This window comes from Bhargavaea massiliensis (assembly GCF_018390575.1).
Lineage (GTDB): Bacteria > Bacillota > Bacilli > Bacillales_A > Planococcaceae > Bhargavaea > Bhargavaea massiliensis.
Genome location: NZ_JAHBCJ010000008.1, coordinates 19,171 through 39,506 on the forward strand (window position 1 = coordinate 19,171; position 20,336 = coordinate 39,506).

General features: G+C 54.8%; 18 protein-coding genes and 1 riboswitch. Of the genes, 8 read left to right on the plus strand and 10 right to left on the minus strand.

Annotated features, from left to right (window positions below; translation table 11 throughout):
- Window positions 1-22: 22 nt before the first annotated feature.
- Entirely contained in the window at window positions 23-832 is an 810-nt protein-coding gene (lgt, locus tag KHA84_RS12380; RefSeq protein ID WP_213423836.1) for a prolipoprotein diacylglyceryl transferase, read from the minus strand.
- A gap of 42 nt (window positions 833-874) precedes the next feature.
- Window positions 875-1,810, minus strand: coding sequence for an HPr(Ser) kinase/phosphatase (hprK, locus tag KHA84_RS12385; protein WP_213423837.1), 936 nt, complete (start codon window positions 1,808-1,810; stop codon window positions 875-877).
- A 149-nt stretch (window positions 1,811-1,959) separates the two neighbouring features.
- Here hprK and KHA84_RS12390 point away from each other — a divergent pair, with 149 nt between their 5' ends.
- On the plus strand, window positions 1,960-2,517 hold the full coding sequence (locus tag KHA84_RS12390) for an N-acetylmuramoyl-L-alanine amidase family protein (RefSeq protein WP_213423838.1): 558 nt from the start codon (window positions 1,960-1,962) through the stop codon (window positions 2,515-2,517).
- 210 nt (window positions 2,518-2,727) lie between these two features.
- Here KHA84_RS12390 and KHA84_RS12395 read toward each other — a convergent pair whose 3' ends face one another.
- From KHA84_RS12395 to KHA84_RS12410, 4 genes are all read right to left on the minus strand, one after another.
- Window positions 2,728-3,948, minus strand: coding sequence for a DUF4097 family beta strand repeat-containing protein (locus KHA84_RS12395; RefSeq protein ID WP_213423839.1), 1,221 nt, complete (start codon window positions 3,946-3,948; stop codon window positions 2,728-2,730).
- A gap of 96 nt (window positions 3,949-4,044) precedes the next feature.
- Window positions 4,045-6,915 (minus strand): excinuclease ABC subunit UvrA, encoded by a 2,871-nt coding sequence (gene uvrA / locus KHA84_RS12400; protein WP_213423840.1) that lies wholly within the window; start codon window positions 6,913-6,915, stop codon window positions 4,045-4,047.
- Between the two features lie 7 nt (window positions 6,916-6,922).
- Window positions 6,923-8,905, minus strand: coding sequence for an excinuclease ABC subunit UvrB (gene uvrB / locus KHA84_RS12405; protein ID WP_213423841.1), 1,983 nt, complete (start codon window positions 8,903-8,905; stop codon window positions 6,923-6,925).
- A gap of 270 nt (window positions 8,906-9,175) precedes the next feature.
- The gene (locus KHA84_RS12410; RefSeq protein WP_213423842.1) at window positions 9,176-9,421 is read right to left on the minus strand and encodes an IDEAL domain-containing protein; all 246 of its coding nucleotides are present in this window, start codon (window positions 9,419-9,421) and stop codon (window positions 9,176-9,178) included.
- Between the two features lie 174 nt (window positions 9,422-9,595).
- On the opposite strand from KHA84_RS12410, the gene KHA84_RS12415 reads away from it, so the two are divergent.
- On the plus strand, window positions 9,596-10,108 hold the full coding sequence (locus tag KHA84_RS12415) for a competence protein ComK (protein WP_157293872.1): 513 nt from the start codon (window positions 9,596-9,598) through the stop codon (window positions 10,106-10,108).
- Here the strand turns inward: KHA84_RS12415 and KHA84_RS12420 are convergent.
- The gene (locus KHA84_RS12420; protein WP_008300262.1) at window positions 10,105-10,470 is read right to left on the minus strand and encodes a YhjD family protein; all 366 of its coding nucleotides are present in this window, start codon (window positions 10,468-10,470) and stop codon (window positions 10,105-10,107) included. The two genes, KHA84_RS12415 and KHA84_RS12420, sit on opposite strands and share 4 nt — an antisense overlap.
- 171 nt (window positions 10,471-10,641) lie before the next feature.
- Here KHA84_RS12420 and KHA84_RS12425 point away from each other — a divergent pair, with 171 nt between their 5' ends.
- Window positions 10,642-11,418, plus strand: coding sequence for an enoyl-CoA hydratase-related protein (locus KHA84_RS12425; RefSeq protein ID WP_213423843.1), 777 nt, complete (start codon window positions 10,642-10,644; stop codon window positions 11,416-11,418).
- A gap of 360 nt (window positions 11,419-11,778) precedes the next feature.
- Entirely contained in the window at window positions 11,779-12,321 is a 543-nt protein-coding gene (locus tag KHA84_RS12430) for a DUF4256 domain-containing protein (RefSeq protein ID WP_213423844.1), read from the plus strand.
- 131 nt (window positions 12,322-12,452) lie between these two features.
- Here KHA84_RS12430 and KHA84_RS12435 read toward each other — a convergent pair whose 3' ends face one another.
- Both KHA84_RS12435 and KHA84_RS12440 read right to left on the minus strand, forming a co-directional pair.
- Window positions 12,453-14,045: a long-chain-fatty-acid--CoA ligase gene (locus KHA84_RS12435; RefSeq protein WP_213423845.1), complete on the minus strand. Its 1,593-nt coding sequence runs from the start codon at window positions 14,043-14,045 to the stop codon at window positions 12,453-12,455.
- A gap of 184 nt (window positions 14,046-14,229) precedes the next feature.
- A complete protein-coding gene (locus KHA84_RS12440) occupies window positions 14,230-14,910 on the minus strand; it encodes a serine/threonine protein kinase (RefSeq protein ID WP_213423846.1) in 681 nt (226 codons plus the stop codon).
- 596 nt (window positions 14,911-15,506) lie between these two features.
- Here KHA84_RS12440 and cspC point away from each other — a divergent pair.
- Entirely contained in the window at window positions 15,507-15,707 is a 201-nt protein-coding gene (gene cspC / locus KHA84_RS12445) for a cold shock protein CspC (protein WP_092097212.1), read from the plus strand.
- 83 nt (window positions 15,708-15,790) lie between these two features.
- On the opposite strand, the gene KHA84_RS12450 is transcribed toward cspC, so the two are convergent.
- A complete protein-coding gene (locus tag KHA84_RS12450) occupies window positions 15,791-15,982 on the minus strand; it encodes a hypothetical protein (RefSeq protein ID WP_213423847.1) in 192 nt (63 codons plus the stop codon).
- A 207-nt stretch (window positions 15,983-16,189) separates the two neighbouring features.
- Window positions 16,190-16,294: riboswitch (SAM riboswitch) on the plus strand.
- A 170-nt stretch (window positions 16,295-16,464) separates the two neighbouring features.
- Here KHA84_RS12450 and KHA84_RS12455 point away from each other — a divergent pair.
- Genes KHA84_RS12455 through KHA84_RS12465 form a run of 3 tightly spaced genes read left to right on the plus strand, consistent with a single transcriptional unit; the run spans window position 16,465 to window position 20,258 of the window.
- Window positions 16,465-17,847 carry an LLM class flavin-dependent oxidoreductase gene (locus KHA84_RS12455; RefSeq protein WP_336511150.1) on the plus strand — a complete coding sequence of 461 codons (1,383 nt, stop codon included), beginning with the start codon at window positions 16,465-16,467 and terminating at the stop codon, window positions 17,845-17,847.
- A 24-nt stretch (window positions 17,848-17,871) separates the two neighbouring features.
- Window positions 17,872-19,068 carry an acyl-CoA dehydrogenase family protein gene (locus tag KHA84_RS12460; protein ID WP_213423848.1) on the plus strand — a complete coding sequence of 399 codons (1,197 nt, stop codon included), beginning with the start codon at window positions 17,872-17,874 and terminating at the stop codon, window positions 19,066-19,068.
- Between the two features lie 14 nt (window positions 19,069-19,082).
- Window positions 19,083-20,258 carry an acyl-CoA dehydrogenase family protein gene (locus KHA84_RS12465; RefSeq protein ID WP_336511151.1) on the plus strand — a complete coding sequence of 392 codons (1,176 nt, stop codon included), beginning with the start codon at window positions 19,083-19,085 and terminating at the stop codon, window positions 20,256-20,258.
- Window positions 20,259-20,336 lie beyond the last annotated feature (78 nt).

Genomic DNA, 20,336 nt, shown 5'->3' on the forward strand with positions numbered 1-20,336 from the left:
ACGAGCCGGGCCGTCTGCTGAATTATTCTTTATAGCGAGTACGGATATTCAATGCGAACCGGCGGATCAGGTAAATCAGAATCGCGCCGAAGAAACCGAGCAACGAGACGATTTGCGCCGCCTTCAGGCCCGAAGCCATCAGGCTGTCCGTCCGCATCCCTTCGATGAAAAAGCGGCCAAATGAATACCAGGCGATGTAAAACAGGAAAATGACGCCGCGATACGGATTCACCCGGCGGAGCACAAACAGGATCAGAAGAAGTCCGATCAAGTTCCAGACCGACTCATAAAGAAACGTCGGATGGTAGGTGACGCCGTCGATCGTCATCTGATTGACGATCCAATCCGGCAGAGCCGAATAGCCCCACCAGTCATCGGCGACCGGCCCGCCGTGCGCTTCCTGGTTCACGAAGTTGCCCCACCGGCCGAGAATCTGGCCGATGAGCAGGCCGGGCGCAGTGATGTCTGCGACTTTCCAGAACGACACGCCATGCTTCCTCGTATATATAACGGCCGTAATCACCGCCGCAATCAGCGCGCCGTGGATGGCGAGCCCGCCTTCCCAAATCCTGAAGATTTTTCCGAGGTCGTTCCGGTAGTACTCCCACTGGAAGATGACATAGTAAAGTCGGGCACCAACGATGGAGATCGGCACCGCCCAGATCAGGAAGTCTGTCATGAAGTCGGGGTGGAGCCCCCGCTTCACCGCTTCCCGCTGAACGACGAGGAACCCGAGCACGATTCCTGTCGCAATGAGGATGCCGTACCAGCGGACATCAATCGGTCCGAGAGAAAAGGCGATCGGATTGATCGCCGCAAGAGAAAACTGCATACACTGATCCCTTCTTCCGTGCGTGCCGGCAAAAATGCCGGCTTAGTAGGACGGGTCCTGTTCCCGTCCGATCATATCGTTCAGCCGGTCAGAAAATTGTTCTGCTGCGTTCATGCCCATTTGCTTCATGCGATGGTTCATCGCCGCCACTTCGACGATCGACGACATGTTCCGCCCCGGACGCACCGGCACGGTGAGCCGCGTCAGTTCGGTGTCGAGGATTTTCAGCTTCTCTTCCTCGAGGCCGAGCCGGTCGTAGGTGCGCTCAGGATCCCATGATTCCAGGTCGATGATGAGCGTGATCCGCTTAAAGTCACGGATGGCGCTTGCCCCGAACAGCATCTGTACATCAATGATCCCGAGCCCGCGGATTTCAAGCAGATGACGGAGCAGTTCAGGCGGATTGCCCACCAATGTGTCTTCAGCTACCTGGCGGATTTCCACCATGTCATCCGCGACAAGCCGGTGTCCGCGCTTGACGAGGTCGAGCGCCACTTCGCTTTTGCCGATGCCGCTCTTGCCCGTGATCAGGACGCCGAGCCCGTAGATGTCGAGAAGGACGCCGTGCACCGCTGTCATCGGAGCCAGGCGGTTTTCGAGAAAGTCGCTCAGTTTGTTCGACAGTTTGGTCGTCGTCATTGGCGAGGAGAGAAGCGGAACCTGCTCCTCTTCCGCTGCCGCCACCATCTCCGGCGGAATCCGCATACTGTGGCAGATGACGATCATCGGCGTGTCCGGAGAGCAAAGCTTCCGGGCACGCTCCATTTTATCAAGACGGGGAAGCATCGAGAAAAAGGATATCTCGCTTTTCCCAAGAAGCTGGATACGGTTCGCCGGATAATATTCGAAGAAACCGGCCACTTCAAGTCCGGGACGGGAAATATCGCTGCTGGCGATGTGCCGCCCGATTCCTTCCGCTCCCGCTGACAGTTCAAGTCCGAAACGTTCCATCACGTCTTTTACCGTCACGTGATCCATCGGCATTGCCCCCTTCACTGCCGAATGTCGGCCATGCCCTATATTCTAACAAAGATTCGGTCAATGAACATCGCTTTTATCCGGAATGCCTTTTGCAAGCGTATACATCCGCCGGAATGTATCTATGTAACAGTCGGAGGTGGAGTGAATTGAAGAAAATCATGTTGGATGCCGGCCATGGTCCGGCAACACCAGGCAAGAGGACGCCCGACGGAACGATGCTGGAATTTGCGTTCAACGCTTCGGTTTCCGCTTATGCGGAAAAGCTTCTCCAAGCCGAAGGAATTGCGGTGATGACGGCACACGAACCGGGGCGCGACGTTCCTCTTGCAGAACGCATTCGCAAGGCGAACAACTGGGGAGCCGATGCTTATGTCTCGATCCATGCCAACGCGTTCGGCTCCGGCTGGAATGCGGCGAATGGTATCGAGTCCTATATTTATCCGCGTGCACAACGCCAGTCGGAACTGCTGGCGGGCCACATGCAGGCAGCACTCGTCTCCGCCACCGGCCGGAAAAACCGTGGCGTGAAGCGCGCCGACTTCGCCGTTGTCCGTGACACCCGCATGCCCGCCGTCCTGCTTGAGTGCGGTTTCATGACCAACCGCCAGGAAGCCGGACTCCTGAAACACGACCGGTACAGGAGACAATGCGCCAATGCCATCGCATTCGCCGTGGTGAACTGGTACTACGGGAAGGGACTATAATCGGCAGGCTCGCGCCTGGTGTGGCAATTCATCATGCGTGGAAGGCGATTCGACACTTTCGGAACGCCATTCATCATTCTCGCGGACCGATTCGTCATTCTCAGAGCGCCATTCATCACACTCGCGGACCGATTCGTCATTCTCGCGCAAAAGGCCCCATATGAAAAAAAGGACGGAAGGCCACGAGGCCTTCCGTCCTTTAAACATGCTTCAGTTTCCGATATAGCCGACGATGACGGTTCCGGTCTTGGCTTCGCCCTTGATGCGGAGCGGAGGCAGGTCGGGATTTCCGCCCTGTTTGCTGAAGCGGATGGATTTCTGGAGCAGCTGTTCCTGTTCCTTCGTGCGGGTGACGTCCTGCATGCGGATATCCATGCGGCCGAAGTTCGAAGAGACTTCCCCTTCGATGCCGGCATCCTGCGGTACGTACACTTCTACGCTTCCGGACATGGCGGTCGCTTCTACCTTGCGGGATTCGGCATCACGCGTCGTGACGATGACGTGTCCGTTCACCGACTGGGCCTCGATGTCCTTCAGCATCCCATCGATGTCGATTCGGCCGTTGAGCGTTTCCGCTTCGACCTGCTCACCATGGATGTCCGTCAGCCGGATCGCGCCGTTTGCGGTCTCGAACTCGGCTTCGTCAAAGTGGAGGTTATCCGCCTCGATCTTGCCGTTGGCTGTGCGTACCCGCACGTTTGCCGCCGTCAGCCCGGCTCCGGATTTGAACGTGCCGTTGAACATGCGAACGGAAAGCTTCTTATACTGCTTTTCCGGCACATGGAGCACGACATTCACCTGGGTCATTTTCTGGTCGTTCGAGATCCGGAGACGGCTGCCGTCCGCGGCGAAGAGAAAACGTTCCTCGAATTCACGCTTGGCTTCTGCCTCATCCTCTGCCCGGTGCACTTTCACTTCACACTCGGCGCGGAGCTCTTCCCCTTCGCCAAGTCGGATGTCAAAGCTGCCCATGGAAAGGTCGACAACGATTTCCTCGATGCCTTCCGCGTTTTTCGAGAAGGTTTCATGAAAGACGATCGGCTCGCCGAACGGCTTGTCGAGGTCGAATGTCTTTACGCGGTCGACGGCCGTCTGCATGAACTGCATGAACCGGTTGCCGATCGTTGTGAAATCACGCCGGACGTCGTCCAGGAAGTCATCCATCGAAGCCTGTTTCCCGGAGCGTTGCTCTTCACTTTCCGGCTGGGCATCCTGCTGAAAGTCCCCCTGCCAGTTGTCCGCTTCCTCACCAGCGGCTGCCGGCTGAGGTTCCGCATCCCGCTTGTCCGTCTGCCCCTCACGGATTTCCGGATGGCTTTCCTTCACGGCCTCGCGATTGCTCTCGAACTTCTCCAAAAGACGCAATGCTTCGTCTGCGCTGATTGTCCCTTGTTCCAGCATGTCCAGAATACGGCTTTTCTCGTCTTTCATGTGCGTTCCTCCTTCGAAAGCGGCTTCGCGCTTCCGTTGATAGTTATGGTACGTTCCGGGAACAGGAAAAGTTTCACTGCCGTGCGCGGAAATTCGTCACGCCCGGCTTTCCGCTTCCGCGAGAAGCGCCTCGGTCCGCCTGCGGTCACGCTCGAGAATCGGCTTCAGATAGCGGCCGGTATAGGATTCCCGGACTTCCGCCACTTGTTCCGGCGTGCCGGTCGCGATGATCTGGCCGCCGCGGTCGCCGCCTTCAGGCCCGAGGTCGATGATATGGTCGACCGTCTTGATGACGTCGAGGTTGTGCTCGATGACCAAGACCGTATTGCCGTTGTCGACAAGCCGGTGGAGCACTTCCAGCAGGCGCGAAATGTCATGCGCATGGAGCCCCGTGGTCGGCTCGTCCAGGATATAGAACGTCTTGCCGTTGGACCGGCGGTGAAGTTCGGATGCGAGCTTGACCCGCTGGGCTTCCCCGCCTGACAGTGTCGTCGCCGGCTGGCCAAGTTTGATGTAGCCGAGGCCGACATCGACGAGCGTCTGAAGCTTCCGGTGGATTTTCTGGATGTTCTCGAAAAACACTGCCGCATCGGAAACGGTCATATCAAGCACATCGGAAATGTTCTTGCTTTTATAGCGGACTTCGAGCGTCTCCCTGTTATACCGGCGGCCGTGGCACACCTCGCACGGCACGTAGACATCCGGCAGGAAGTGCATCTCAATTTTGATGATGCCGTCTCCCCTGCACGCCTCGCATCGTCCGCCCTTGACGTTAAAGCTGAAGCGGCCCTTCTGGAACCCGCGGACCTTGGCATCGTTGGTCGAAGCGAACAGGTCACGGATGTTGTCGAACACGCCGGTATACGTGGCGGGGTTCGAGCGCGGCGTGCGCCCAATCGGGGACTGGTCGATGTCAATCACTTTTTCAAGCTCTTCCAGACCCGAGATTGACGCATAGGTGCCAGGCTTCGCTTTGGCCCGGTTCAGCTTCTGGGCAAGTGCCTTATATAGGATTTCATTGACGAGCGTGGACTTCCCGGAACCCGATACGCCCGTGACGGCGATAAACTGGCCAAGCGGGAAGTCGGCGTCGATGGTCTTCAGGTTGTTTTCCGACGCGCCTTTGATGCGGACAAAACGGCCGTCCGATTTGCGCCGCTCGACAGGAATCGGAATGAACTTCCTGCCGCTTAAATAAGCACCCGTAATCGAATCCGGGTCCTCCGCCACTTCCTGCGGTGTGCCCTGCGCGATAATTTCCCCGCCGTGCAGGCCGGCGCCCGGCCCGATGTCGATCAGATGGTCGGCGGCCATCATCGTATCTTCGTCGTGCTCGACGACGATGAGCGTATTGCCCAGGTCACGCATTTCTTTCAGCGTGCCGATCAGCTTGTCGTTGTCACGCTGGTGAAGCCCGATCGACGGCTCATCGAGAATGTAGAGGACGCCCGACAGCTTCGAGCCGATCTGAGTCGCCAGGCGGATCCGCTGCGCCTCGCCGCCTGACAGCGTGCCCGCCGAGCGGGACATCGACAGATAATCCAGCCCGACGTTCACGAGGAAGCCGAGCCTGGAGTTGATCTCTTTCAGGATCAGGTTCGCGATCGCCCGGTCGTTTTCCGACAGGTTGAGGCTGCCGAAAAAGTCGGCAGCTTCCGTGATCGGGAAGCGGGTCACCTGGGAGATATTGAGGCCGGCAATTTTCACCGCAAGGGCCTCTTCCTTCAGCCGGTCGCCGCGGCAGACCGGACATGGACGCTCCGCCATGTACTTTTCCATCTGCTCGCGAATCCAGTCGGAGCTCGTCTCCCGGTAACGCCGCTCGACGTTCTTGAGGACCCCCTCAAAGTAGATATGGTTGTCGCGTGTTTTCCCGAACTCATTCGTATAGCGGAAATGGATCCGGTCGTTGGCCGAGCCGTAGAGGATCTTGTCCAACTGGCTGTCCGGAAGCTCGCTGACGGGCACGTCCATAGAAATCCCATAATGCTTGCAGACCGCCTTCAGAAGTTCCGGATAATACTGGGAACTTGTCGGCTCCCACGGGGCGATGGCACCTTCAGCGAGCGACAGGCTCTTGTCCGGAATGACAAGTTCCGGATCGACTTCCTGCCTGGAGCCGAGCCCGTCGCATTCCGGGCAGGCGCCGAACGGGCTGTTGAACGAAAACAGCCGCGGCTCAAGCTCGCCGATGGAAAATCCGCACACCGGGCAGGCATGGTGTTCGTTGTAAATCAGTTCTTCCCCGCCGATGATGTCAATGATCGCGCGCCCACCGGCGAGGGACGATGCCGTCTCGAGCGAATCCGAGAGGCGCCCTTCCACGTCATCCTTCACGACGATCCGGTCGATGACGACTTCGATATCGTGTTTTTTATTTTTGTTCAGGTCGATGTCATCGTCCAGATCATACAGTTCCCCGTTGACCCGCACGCGGACGTAGCCCTGCTTCTTGATGTCTTCCAGAAGCTTTTTGTGCGTGCCCTTGCGTCCCGCAACAACGGGCGCAAGAATCTGGAGGCGTGTTCGCTCCGGAAGTTCCATCACGCGGTCGACCATCTGCTCGACCGTCTGGGAAGATATCTCGATCCCGTGGTTCGGGCAGATCGGCTTGCCGATCCTCGCGTACAGCAGCCGGAGATAGTCGGAGATTTCCGTGACTGTCCCGACGGTCGACCGCGGGTTTCGGCTCGTCGTTTTCTGGTCGATGGCGATTGCCGGCGACAGCCCTTCGATCGCATCCACGTCCGGCTTGTCCATCTGACCGAGGAACATGCGGGCGTAGGCGGACAACGACTCCACATAGCGCCGCTGGCCTTCTGCGTAGATCGTGTCAAAGGCGAGCGAAGATTTGCCCGACCCGGACAGGCCAGTCACGACGACCAGCTTGTCCCTCGGAATAGTGACATTGATGTCCTTCAGGTTATGCGCACGCGCGCCCTGAATGATGATTTCCTGGTTTCTCATGCGGATCTCACCCCTCTGCTTTCAGTTCGAGTATCGTATCGCGGAGCGTGGCGGCCCGTTCGAAGTCGAGCGCCTTTGCCGCCTCTTTCATTTCCTTTTCGAGGGAAGCAAGGAGGGCCGCCTTCTCGTCCTTTGTCAGCTTCTTCCCTTGTGTCGCCTTTTCCGCATACGTTGCCGTTTCGTCGGCCTCGTGCGTTGCACGGATCGATTCGCGAATCTGCTTATTGATCGTCGTCGGCGTGATGCCGTGCTCTTCGTTGTAGGCAATCTGCTTCTCGCGCCTCCGTGCCGTTTCGTCGATCGCGATGCGCATCGAGTCGGTCATCCGGTCGGCGTACATGATGACGTGCCCGTTCGAGTTCCGTGCAGCCCGGCCGATGGTCTGGATCAGCGATCGCGAGGAGCGCAGGAACCCTTCCTTGTCGGCGTCGAGTATGGCGACAAGCGATACTTCCGGGATGTCCAGGCCTTCCCGCAGGAGGTTGATCCCGACAAGCACATCGTACGTGCCAAGCCGCAGTTCGCGGATGATTTCGATGCGCTCGAGCGTCTTGATCTCGGAGTGGAGGTAGTTGACCTTAATGCCGATCTCCTTCAGGTAGTCGGTGAGGTCTTCGGACATCTTTTTCGTCAGAGTTGTGATCAGCACACGCTCGTTTTTCTTGATGCGCTCCTGGATCTCGTCGATCAGGTCATCGATCTGGCCTTCGATCGGACGGACTTCGATGACCGGATCAAGCAGCCCGGTCGGCCGGATGATCTGCTCGACCATTTCCGGGGAATGCTCCAGTTCGTATGGGCCCGGGGTTGCCGACACATAGATTGCCTGACGGAGCCGCGCCTCGAACTCTTCAAACTTCAGCGGACGGTTGTCGAGCGCCGACGGCAGGCGGAACCCGTGGTCCACGAGCACCTGCTTGCGCGCCTGGTCCCCGTTGTACATGCCGCGGATCTGCGGAAGCGTGACGTGGCTTTCGTCGATAATCATGAGGAAGTCGTCCGGGAAGTAGTCGAGCAGCGTATAAGGCGTCGCGCCGGCCGGCTTCAGGTTCAGGTGGCGGGAATAGTTCTCGATCCCCGAACAGAAGCCCATCTCCTTCATCATCTCCAGGTCATAGCGCGTGCGCTGCTCGAGCCGCTGGGCCTCCAGCAGCTTGTCCTCCGCGCGCATCGCTTTCAGCTGCTCTTCCAGCTCGGCCTCGATGTTCTCAATCGCCTTTTTCATCTTCGCTTCGCGTGTGACGAAGTGGGACGCCGGGAAGATCGCCACGTGGTCGCGGTCTCCCAGGATCTCGCCGGTCAGTGCATCGACCTCGCGCAGCCGGTCGATTTCGTCGCCGAAAAACTCGATGCGGATGCACCGTTCGTCGCGCGATGCCGGGAAGATCTCCACGACATCCCCGCGTACGCGGAACGTCCCGCGGATGAAGTTCATGTCATTGCGGGTGTACTGGATGTCGACGAACCGCCGGAGCAGATCGTTTCGGCTGATTTCCATGCCCACCCGGAGCGACACGAGCATCTCGCGGTATTCGTCCGGGTTACCGAGGCCGTAGATACAAGACACCGACGCCACGATCAGGACGTCGTTCCGTTCGAACAGCGAAGACGTCGCCGAGTGGCGCAGCTTGTCGATCTCATCATTGATGCTTGCGTCTTTTTCGATATACGTATCCGTCGACGGCACGTAGGCTTCCGGCTGGTAGTAGTCGTAGTAGCTGACAAAGTATTCGACGGCGTTGTTCGGGAAAAACTCCTTGAACTCGCTGTACAGTTGTCCGGCGAGCGTCTTGTTATGTGCGATGACGAGCGTCGGCCGGTTGATCTCCGTCAGCACGTTCGAGACGGTGAACGTTTTCCCCGTTCCCGTCGCCCCGAGCAATGTCTGATGCCGCTTGCCTTCCTTGACTCCGGCCACCAGCTGTTCGATCGCCCTCGGCTGGTCGCCCAAAGGCTCATACGGCGCCTGCAGTTCAAATTTCTGGACCATGTCCCGTCCCCTTCCGATTGCGTTCATAAAACTTACGATAATGTCACTATCGTACCATATTCCCCTATTCTTCTCGAGTAAAAAGCGAACAGGTGTTTTCTATCATTCTCGTGCCGGCTTTTTGGGGAAGCGGAGCGGTCATTCTCTTCTCCGGGCGGCCGGTCCGAACGGGTCCGGACACACAAAACCGCCCGCACACAGGGCTCAGATCCCCTTTTGTACGGACGGTTCAACAATATGATTTCGGCATGATGTCAGCAATCCTCCAAGTTACGGTTTCCCGGTTTCATCGTCGTCCAGCTCATTCAGCTGTCCGGTGTACAAATTGAAGGCCTCCATGTCCTTCTTGTCGAGGGCTTCGTCGATTAGGTTAAGCAGGCGTTCCCGGTTCTGCTCACGGTGCACATGCTTCAGGAAAAGGTCCATGTAAATGTCGTTCAGCAGCTGCTCGGACGGACTCGCCTTGCCCTTGCCGACCGCCTTCAGGAATTCCGCGTACGAATAGTAATGTTCCATTCCATTCACCACCTGGCGCTTTTTCCTATTATATATGCAAAAGGCCGGCGAATGCAACGGTTATTTTTAAAAATTCGATATTCACAGTTAATTAAAAATAGTAAGAAATAAGCCTTGCTTTTCTTCCAACGATTTCTATAATTAGAAGTATACATGGTCAGGGGGTCATCTATTTTGGAATTGAAACGGCTGGCATCTCCTTATTATATCTCGTTTGACACACTGGCTCTTGAGCCAAAAGTGATTGATGGCAAAGTCTGCACAGTTGTTACGGAGAAGAAAGACAAGCTCCTTCTCGACAACAGGCCGCTCAATAACCTGAAGCGAGCTTGCGAGATGTACGGGACCACACTTCGCCAGGCGATCCAGATTTCCAGCAAACTGATCGGAAACCATCATAAAGTTCCTGTGCTCATCGTCCAGGATATGGGGATGCCATGCATTTTCCTCCCGACCCTCTCGCCGCAATCCGAGAGCAATGTCTGGATTGGCCTTCATGGCATCGAGGATTATTGGGGAGACTCCGGCTCCTGTGAGATACTGTTGGAAAACGGTGACACCATCCGGGTGAACGTCTCCATCCAGACGATGAACCGACAGTATGCCCTCGCATGCCGGCTCGACAAAAAATTTTCCCGGATGCAGTATTATCTCCGCCACCCCGGGCTCGACCGGGAATTCATTTAGATGGCGCGGTCCCCCATTGCCAGATACACGCCCAGCAGTTCCTCCGACCGGTTCCGCAGCCGGACGTTCAGGTAGCGCCGGTGGTCCTCGTAGCCGCCATGGATGAATACATACTCCGTAAACATGTCGTCATGGTCCCCCTTGATCACCTTCATCGAGTGGCGGCGCATGTAGAGACGGGATTCCTTCAGGTCCTTCTGCACAAGCTTTTCCGCCTCCGCGATCATCGCGAGGTACGGGCGCTTGAGCTTGAACGGGCCTTTTTCGAATGCGAGCCGGTCGCGCTCCAGGATGATCAGGAGCATCGGCAGGTAGATCTGGTTTTCAAAGTGAGGCAGTGCCTCCGGCGGGATCAGCGGCATCGTCCCTTCCCCTCCTTCCGAAGAAAAAGAACATCTGTTCGTGTTTTTATTCTACCCCATTCCTTCATGTTTATGCAATGACCTTTTTCTGTCATGTGGTGGCGGAACGTGCCGCCTCATGGTAATGTTTTTGTAAACAGGGGATTTTTCGAACAATAAGGGGGACTGAATATGGAAACGATCCGCTACGAACAAAAAGGGCATCTCGGAATCGTGACGCTCGACCGGCCGGCCGCAATGAATGCATTTAACTATGAACTCATCACCGATCTGGGACAGGTCGTCGAATCGATCCGAATCAATCCGGACATCCGTGTCGTGCTGTTTACGGCATCAGGCGACCGCGCATTCAGTGTCGGCGCGGACCTGAAGGAACGCAAAACCCTTCCCGAGCAACACGTCAAACGGAACCTGTATAAAATCGGCGAAGTATTCACCGCCATCGAAAACCTTCCGCAGCCGACCATCGCCGTGATTGGCGGATACGCATTCGGCGGCGGGATGGAACTGGCACTCGCCTGCGACTTCCGCGTCGCCTCGGAAACGGCGGTCATGGGCCTGACCGAGACAAGCCTCGCCATCATCCCCGGCGCCGGCGGCACACAGCGCCTGCCCCGCCTGATCGGCGAAGCGAAAGCGCTCGAACTCATCCTGACCGCGAAGCGGATGAAGGCGGAGGAAGCGTATCAGTATGGCGTCGTCACAAAAGTCGTGCCTGCTGCACAACTGGTGAACGCGGCTTATGAACTCGCCGACCAGATGCTCGCCAACGGCCCGATCGGCCTCCAGCAGGCAAAATTCGCCGTCAAGCACGGTATGAACGCCGACATCCAGACCGGCCTCGCCATCGAGCGCAAGGCATATGAAGTGACGATTCCGACAGAAGACCGGATCGAGGCGCTGAACGCTTTTGCGGAAAAGCGCAAGCCGGAGTTTAAAGGGAGATAAAGTGAAAGCCGGAAAGTCCGCTGCGGGACTCTCCGGCTTTGTTTGAGATGATCCGCATGTGGCAAATCGAGTCTTGCAGCGATTTTGGGACCATGTGGCAAGTTAGGACTCCTTGAGGCAACTTCGGAGCCCATATGGCAACTTCGAAGCCCATGTGGCAAGTTCGGATCCCATATGGCAAGTTCGGAGCCCATGTGGCAACTTCGAAGCCCATGTGGCAAGTCCAAGCCCCATGTGGCAACTCCGGATGCCATGTGGCGACTTCCGATCCCATGTGGCAAGTAAGCCCTCATTCGTAAACAGACCGCCCGTTGGAAATTCGGTATACTGAATCTATCCCTTGATCAAGGAGGCTCCTCCATGACACAAAACCATGAAGAACTGCTCAACGTACTGAAAACACGCTTCGAAGATAACATGCACCGCCACGAAGGCCTCGAATGGGCAGATGTCCAATCCAGGCTGGAAGCAAACCCGGACAAGCTCCGCTCCCTCCAAGCCATGGAAGACACCGAAGGCGAGCCGGACGTGGTCGGGAAAGATCCGGAAACGGGCGAGTATCTGTTCTACGACTGCTCGCCGGAAAGCCCGAAAGGCCGTCGGAGCATCTGCTATGACCGGGAAGCACTCGAGAAGAGAAAAAAGAACAAGCCGGAGACCTCCGCAATGGCTCTGGCCGCCGAGATGGGCATCGAGATGCTGACGGAAGACGAGTACCGGCATCTGCAGGAGCTGGAGCAGGTCGACAAGAAAACGTCCAGCTGGGTGCAGACTCCGGAGCGCATCCGCAAGCTGGGAGGCGCCCTTTTCTGCGACCGCCGGTATGATACGGTCTTCACTTACCATAACGGCGCCGATTCGTACTATGCCGCCAGAGGATTCCGCGGATCCCTTAAAGTGTAAAATCAAGGTATCAAGCACTTTCCAACGAATATCAATCACTTTCAAACGGATATCGGGCACTTCCACAAGTATATCGAGCATCCCCCATATCAAAAAGCCGCCAAATAGGAATGGCGGCTTTTCATGTTGATTCAGTTCACCTTCGTCGCGCCTTCCCAGTACATTTCACGCAGCCTGAACTTCTGGAGTTTCCCTGTTGCGGTTTTCGGGAGGGCGTCGACAATCTCTACAGACTTCGGCGCCTTGAAGTGGGCCATATTGTCGCGGCAGAACTGGATGATTTCCTGTTCGGTCGCCGGGCGGTCCTTGTGCAGGACGACGATTGCTTTCGGGACTTCGCCCCACTTCTCGTCCGGCACGGCGATGACGGCGGCTTCCAGGACGGATCCGTGCTTGTAGAGGACGCCTTCAATCTCGGTCGAGGAGATGTTCTCGCCGCCGGAGATGATCATGTCCTTGGCGCGATCGCGGATCTCGATATAGCCGTCCGGATACGTGACGGCAAGGTCGCCGGTATGGAACCAGCCGTCCCTGATCGCTTCTGCGGTCTTTTCCGGGTCCTTGTAGTAGCCTTCCATGACGACGTTGCCTCGTGTGACGATCTCGCCAAGCTCCATGCCGTCCCAGTCCACTTCGGTGCCGTCTTCGCGGACGACTTTCGTCTCGCCGTTAAAGGCGAGCTCGATGCCCTGGCGCGCCTTGATCGCCGCCTGCTCGTCGGCGGATTTCTCGTCAAATTCGGGCTTCCACTCGTTATACAGGATGAACGGCGACGTCTCCGTGAGACCGTAGACGTGCATCATGTCAAGGCCTAGAAGGTCCTGGGCGCGCTGGATCAGCGCTGCCGCCGGCGGAGAGCCCGCAGTCGCCATGCGCGGCTTTGTCGTGATCTTCACTTCCTGGGCCTTCGGTTCGTTGACGAGCATGTTGACGACAGTCGGAGCGCCGCACAGCAGGCTGATCTTCTTGTCTTCGAACAGGTCGAGAATCAGCGACGGAATGACTTTACGGAGGCACACATGCGTTCCGCCGGCCGCCGTGATCGCCCATACCCCGCCCCAGCCGTTTGCATGGAACATCGGGAGCGTGTGAAGGTAGACATCGTCATGCCTCACGCTCAGATGGTACATAAAGTTCGCCGCGTTCAGGTAGTTGCCCCGGTGCGTCAGCATGACGCCCTTCGGACGGGACGTCGTGCCGCTTGTGTAGTTGAGCGTGAGCAGCTGATTCTCGTCAATCTTCACTTCCGGCACCTCGGCGTTTTCCGGAATGTCCCCGATAAATGCCTCATAGTCCGCTGCAGGCAGGCCGTGTTCCGCTCCATCCACCTTCACGACGACGAATTGGTCAAAGTTCAGCTTGTCCTCGATCTCCTTGATCGGAGCCGTGAACTCCTCGTCAACGATAAGCATCCTGGAATCGCTGTGGTTCAGGATGTATTCCATATCCGCAGGCGAGATCCGATAGTTGAGCGGCACCATGACCGCCCCGATCTGGCAGATGCCGTAGAACGCCTCGAGCATGTAATGCGTGTTCGGCAGCATGACCGCGACATGGTCCCCCTCGCGGATGCCGGCGTTGTGCAGCGCGATGGACAGCCGGTCCGCCCGCTCCGCAAACTCTTTATAAGTAAATTGTTTGTCTTCATCAATCACCGCAATTTTGTCCGGGTAGTACTTGACCGCCCTCCGCTTCCAGTCAAGCGGCGTCAGCGCAGCAAACATGTAACCCTCTCCCTTCAGAACAGTTCATCTTATCAGAATTATTTTAATAGAAACAGAAAACGTTTACAACACGAGTCTTGGTTTCAAATCAATAGAGCGCCCAAAAGGACGCTCCGTCATGTTTCCGGCTGTCTTTTTTGCCGAGATATTCTGGGGAAAGTTGTAAACATAAAATCAACCCAGTCTATTTGCGCCCCTCGAAAAAAAGTTGACTCACTCGCCGGGAAAAATTTTTTATCCTTAAACTTGCTGAGCCTATGCGAAAGTACCAACGTTTAATGGTTTCTAAAATCCATAAAGGCATTTGAATTCCGGAAATTAGCGGATAGAAATTTTTATATGCCCAGACAAGGTGTTCCCAGCGATGATCATTTCCTTCTTTCATATATTCCGATACGTCTATGATTTTCCCTCTACCATCTTGTAAAATTATATTTTTCAAATGAATATCTCTCGGATTTAATCCCCGGCTCCTGACAAACTCACGAGCATCCTCAACGTCTTGGATTACTTGATCAGAAATCGGAATGCCTTGCAATAAACAATCATACAAAGTTATTCCTTGTTCAAAGCTTAAAACAATGTAGTTGGACCCAGCCCCGTAATATTGAGGGAAGAAACAAGACCATTTTAAACACTCGTATACATCTGTCTCGACCTCTTTTTTCTTTAATGCTTTAGGAGAATATACTTTAAATACGTAGTTCGGTATCTGATCATATCGAAAGACTGCTGCATCCGTTCCGATCCCAACGCAAGTTAGGCCTTCAGCAAACCCTATAATGGTAACAGGTTGATTATTTTCATGTCCCTGCACTTCAATGTTCTTTAATGCTTCATCTGCCTCTTTCCATCCTGGAAACATTGTAATCTCCTTTTTCTTTCACCGATCCTCAAATTAATCTTTATAGCAATCAAAACTAAGAAAGCATGTCGGTGACTTACTTTTCCAAATAGCAAGTCACTGTTTATGCATGTGGGATGTTGCCCTCGTTATTATGTGGAGATATGGTATTTAACAATATGCAGGGGCCGCAAGCGAAAGGCCTATACACGTTGCACTCACAATCCCATCATTTCCCCTCCGCTAATGCTTCGGAAACGTCTGCCCTGAATCATAGCTTCATTTCATTATTCGCATGGTGAACCGTTTTTATTTATGCTTTGCGGAAAACAACTAGATCATATAGAATTTATCCTCGTCTTTACTTTCTGCCCCTGCGCTAAAAGTAACAGTATGATGGTTTATCTGATGAACCGGAAATAGCGGTTGGTAACTTATCGGGAAGAAGTTTTCCCAGTCATCATTATAATTTGCATTTTTTTCCGATACGTGATATGATACAAATAATTATTCTTGTTCGGCGTAAAGGATAAGATGAATATCCACTCTTCATCTTGAGAATACTTTGAGCAACGATAGTAATACATTGTGCGGGAATGCACTAGGAGGCAACAAAAATGGAACAAGGTACAGTTAAATGGTTCAACGCAGAAAAAGGTTTTGGCTTCATCGAACGTGAAGGTGGAGACGATGTATTCGTACACTTCTCCGCAATCCAAAGCGACGGATTCAAATCTTTGGACGAAGGCCAAAAAGTAACGTTTGACGTTGAGCAAGGTGCTCGCGGAGCTCAGGCAGCTAACGTTCAAAAAGCTTAATTTTAAATGGGGACCGCCGAATCAATTGCTGATTCGGCGGTCTTTTTTTGGTATATAGTTTGCAGCACCACTTATCTGAAGGGTTAATCGGTGATCCGACCGGTCTTTTTCGAATTCAGGTAATGGATTGTTTCCCCCGCCACGAAGCCGGTCCCAATTGCAATCAGGGCCGTCGGATAGTCAGGCTTCTCCACCACCATGAAAATCACCGCAAACGCGGCCGCCATGGCCAAAAGCACCGGCACGTAGTGCTTGATACGCGATTTCAGATACATCGGCCCCACTCCTCCCCTCTTATTTCCAATACTATCATATGATCTGATCACACGGGAACCGGCCGGCGGGTTCAGCAAGCCTCTGGCGACTCCCCGTTCCACCCCTCAGGCGGGTTTGGGCTGATTTTAATTTCAAGAAAATTCATTGTTGACAGTCAAATTCTTTTCGGTTACGATGTGGATACTCGCTAATTGAATAGCTCGATTTCCTTATCAAGAGTCGGGGGAGGAACCTGGTCCTGAGATCCCGCAGCAACCGTTACGATGTAACAAGGTGCTAAGTCCAGCAAGCGTATGCTTGAAAGATGAGGGCGGAATATCATAATGATTGCCCCTTCCTCATCGGGAAGGGGCTTTTTGTTGTCGTTCCCATGCAGAGCGCCTGAAACCCATCAGAGAAAAACACCGAGCCCCCATCAGCATTTATCCCGACTAGACTGATAAGAGTAATTGGCGAGAAAAACAGTAATGGAGGTTTTTAGGTGAGCAAAAAAAGAATCTATCTGAACGCATTTGACATGAACTGTGTCGGGCATCAGTCCCCCGGGCTGTGGAAGCATCCCAACGATCAATCAGACACCTACAACACGATCGAGTATTGGGTGAATCTGGCCAGGTTATTGGAAAAGGGCAAATTTGACGGGCTGTTTATCGCAGATGTGATAGGACTGTATGACGTCTACCAAAACAGCCGTGAAGCCACCATCCGCGAAGCGACACAGGTTCCGGTCAATGATCCTGCCATGCTGATTTCTGCCATGGCCTACGCCACCGAGCATATCGGCTTCGGCCTGACGGCATCGAGCACATTCGAACATCCGTATACATTCGCCCGCCGCATCTCCGCACTGGACCACCTGACAAAAGGACGGATCGCCTGGAATATCGTTACTTCCTACCTGGAAAGCGGGACCAAAAACATTGAGATCGGCGACAAGTTCGAGCATACGAAGCGCTACGACATCGCGGACGAATACCTGGAGGTCTGCTATAAACTGTGGGAATCCAGCTGGGAAGAAGGCGCCGTTGTCAGGGACGCCGGCCGCGGCGTATTTACAGACCCGGAAAAGGTTCACGAAATCGGTCACCAGGGAGAATACTTCAGCGTTCCCGGGATTCACTTATGCGAGCCGTCGCCGCAGCGTACCCCGGTCCTTTACCAGGCAGGTGCCTCCCCTCGCGGCACACAATTCGCCGCCAAACATGCGGAGCTGACGTTCATTTCGACACCGTCGAAGGAAGCGACCGCGACCTATGTGAAAACCTTGCGTGCCGAATCCGCAAAACAAGGCAGAGACCCGGAAAGCCTCAAGGTTCTCGCGTTGGCAACTGTTATTGTCGGGGAAACAGAAGAAGAAGCCCAAGCCAAATATGAGGACCTGGCCCAATATGTGAGCTATGAGGGTGCGATGACCCTGCTGAGCGGATGGTCGGGCATCGATTTTTCCAAGTTTGACCCCGACCAAGAGCTGCAGTACATCGAAACAAACGCAATCAAGTCCATGCTGGAAGGTCTGACGAAAGCCAGCCCGAACAAAAAATGGACACCGCGTGAGCTCGCCAACTTTGCCGGCATCGGCGGATTGGGACCTGTGTTCATCGGGACGCCGGAGTCGATCGCAGATCTGTTTGAAGAGTGGATCGATGATACCGACATTGACGGCTTTAACCTGGCATACGCCATTACGCCAGGCACCTTTGAAGATATCGTCGAGCTGGTGATCCCGGAACTGCAGAAGCGCGGAATCTTCAAGAAAGAATACGGTGAAGGCACACTGCGCGAAAAACTTTTCGGTGAGTCTCCTTATCTCCGGAGAGATCATATCGGACACAGCTATAAACGAATTGCTGAACCCGTTAAATAACCAAAAGACAGGAGGCTTTGCAAATTGACAGTTAAAGAACAAGCCATCCAATATGGCACTGCTGAATTCGACGAACTGATTGCTGCTGTCCGGAATGATGCAAAACGGAGACGTGAATTGCCTGAAACTGAACATCCCTATCCGTCAATCCGCCTGCTGAAAGAGGCAAGGTTCGGCGCATTGCGCCTGCCGGTTGCCCTTGGAGGCGGTGGTGCCACCATTCCGGAACTTTTTGAAGCCCTGATCCGGCTGGCGGAAGCGGATCCGGATGTCGCACATATTTTGCGAGCCCACTTCTGGCAGGTGGAAGCCTATTTAATGGACACTGAAGCCCCCGGCAATAAAAAGTGGCTTGAAAAAGTCGCAGACGGCGCAATCCTGGGCAATGCCTACACCGAAATCTCATCGAAGAACGTAGGAAAATTGCAGTTCAACACGACCCTCCTCCCGGACGGGGACGGCTATGTATTGAACGGGACGAAATACTACAGCACAGGCACGATGTACGCTGACTATATCGTCGTAACCGCGGCCAATGAACAAAACGATGCTGTGGCGGCTGTGGTCCCCGCTGACCGTGAGGGCGTGGAGATTGTGGATGACTGGGACGGATTCGGGCAGCGTTCTACCGGCAGCGGAACCACTCATTTCCGTCATGTAGAAGTTTCCCCTGATGAGTTCAGTCTCATGGAAGCCAAAACTCCATTCAATTCGTATCTGCAGCTATTCTTGCAGGCAGTGATTGCCGGCATTACGCAAGAAATTGTATCTGATGCAAAGGAGATCATCCTTTCCCGCAACCGGACCTTTACCTATGCAACGTCCAATACACCTGCAGAAGATCCTCAGCTTCAGCAAGTGCTCGGCCGCCTCTCGAGCAATGCCTATGCGGCAAAAGCGATTGTCCTGCAGGCAGCCCATGCCCTGCAAAGAACCGTGGACAGCGCTCTAAATGGCGAGGTGCAGGTAAGCGCTACGCACCAGGCGGCACTGGAAGCTGCAGAGGCAAAAGTGATCGTCGACGAACTGGCCCTGCAGTCCGCGAGCCTGCTGTTTGAAGTCGGCGGCTCGTCCGCCGTCCGGGCGGGCAAGCAATACGACAGACACTGGCGCAATATCCGCACGGTCGCTTCCCATAATCCGACTGTCTACAAAGAACGATGGATCGGCAATTATCTGGTAAATGGTGAAGAACTGCCGATTCATGAGGTCTACTTCTGATGGGAGGAATACATGTGATCAGTGCAGTCGATATAGAACGGTATGACCGTCAGTATTTGCAGTCTGTCAGAAGTGAGATAAAAGAATTCGTAGCGCTGAACGTGGTTCCCCATGTAAAGGTGGACGACCGGGACGGGCTGTTCCCGCGAGAGAGTCTGACGGCATTGGGCTTGGCTGGCTGGAATTCAGTCCTGTTTGATGAGAGCCTGAAAGGTCTGGGTTTGGGCTATACGGAGTTTGTGATCGCTGCGGAAGAAATCGCGAAGGCAGATGCATCGACCGGCCTCGTCTATGCCATGCACATCGCCGCCTCAGAGAAAGTGTACCTTTATGGTACAGAAGACCAGAAGCGGCGTTGGCTGCTCCCGGTCCGGGAAAAGGGAGCAATCACGACATTCGCCATCAGCGAAAAGTCCACAGGCGGACACGTCTGGTACAATCTGAGCCGCGCTGTCCAAGATGGCGATGAGTACATTTTAAATCTCACAAAGTCCTTTACCACAAGCGGCGGCCATGCGGATTTCTATGTTACCCAGACCGGAACGGCAAACACGGCAGAGTTGAGCGCACAAAGCTATTTCATCGTGGATGGCCGGCATGAGGGAATTCACGCTGCGCCATGGAGTGCATTGGGCGTAAGGGGGAATCGCAGCGGTCCGCTTACTTTTGAAAATGTACGCGTGCACAAGAGCGACTTATTGAACGCGACGCCTGAAGATATCTACCAAAACTCCGCGGCCATCATCGGCCTGAACGCCGTCTGGCTGGGCGTCGCCCAGGCTGCGCTGGATGCAGCCACCGATTATGTGGTGAAAACAAAAAATGAAGGCTTACAGAATACACTTGCCGATCATCAGGTGATCCGGACCAAACTTGCAAAGGTCGCCATCCGCATCAAGTCTTCCCGCGCATGGCTGACCGACATCGCCCGCCATCTGGATGATCTGAAGGAAGCGGGAGAGCCATTAAATACAGTCACCGCTGAAGTGAACGAGTGTAAAGTCCAGGTCACCGAGCTTGCCGATTTTGCAGCCAGAATGGCCATGGATGTTGCGGGCGGCTACGGCTATCATACCGGCATTTTCGAAAAGCTTTATCGTGATGCGCGCGGCGGCATTCCGATGGCGCCGTCAAACAATATCGCACTGGACCAAATCGGCAAAGCGCTGGTCGGCCTGCCTCCTCTATGATGGCCCCCAAAATACAATAGATGAAACTGCCGGGAGCCAAAGCGCTCCCGGCTTTACTCACGTAGGATTCTTTTTCTT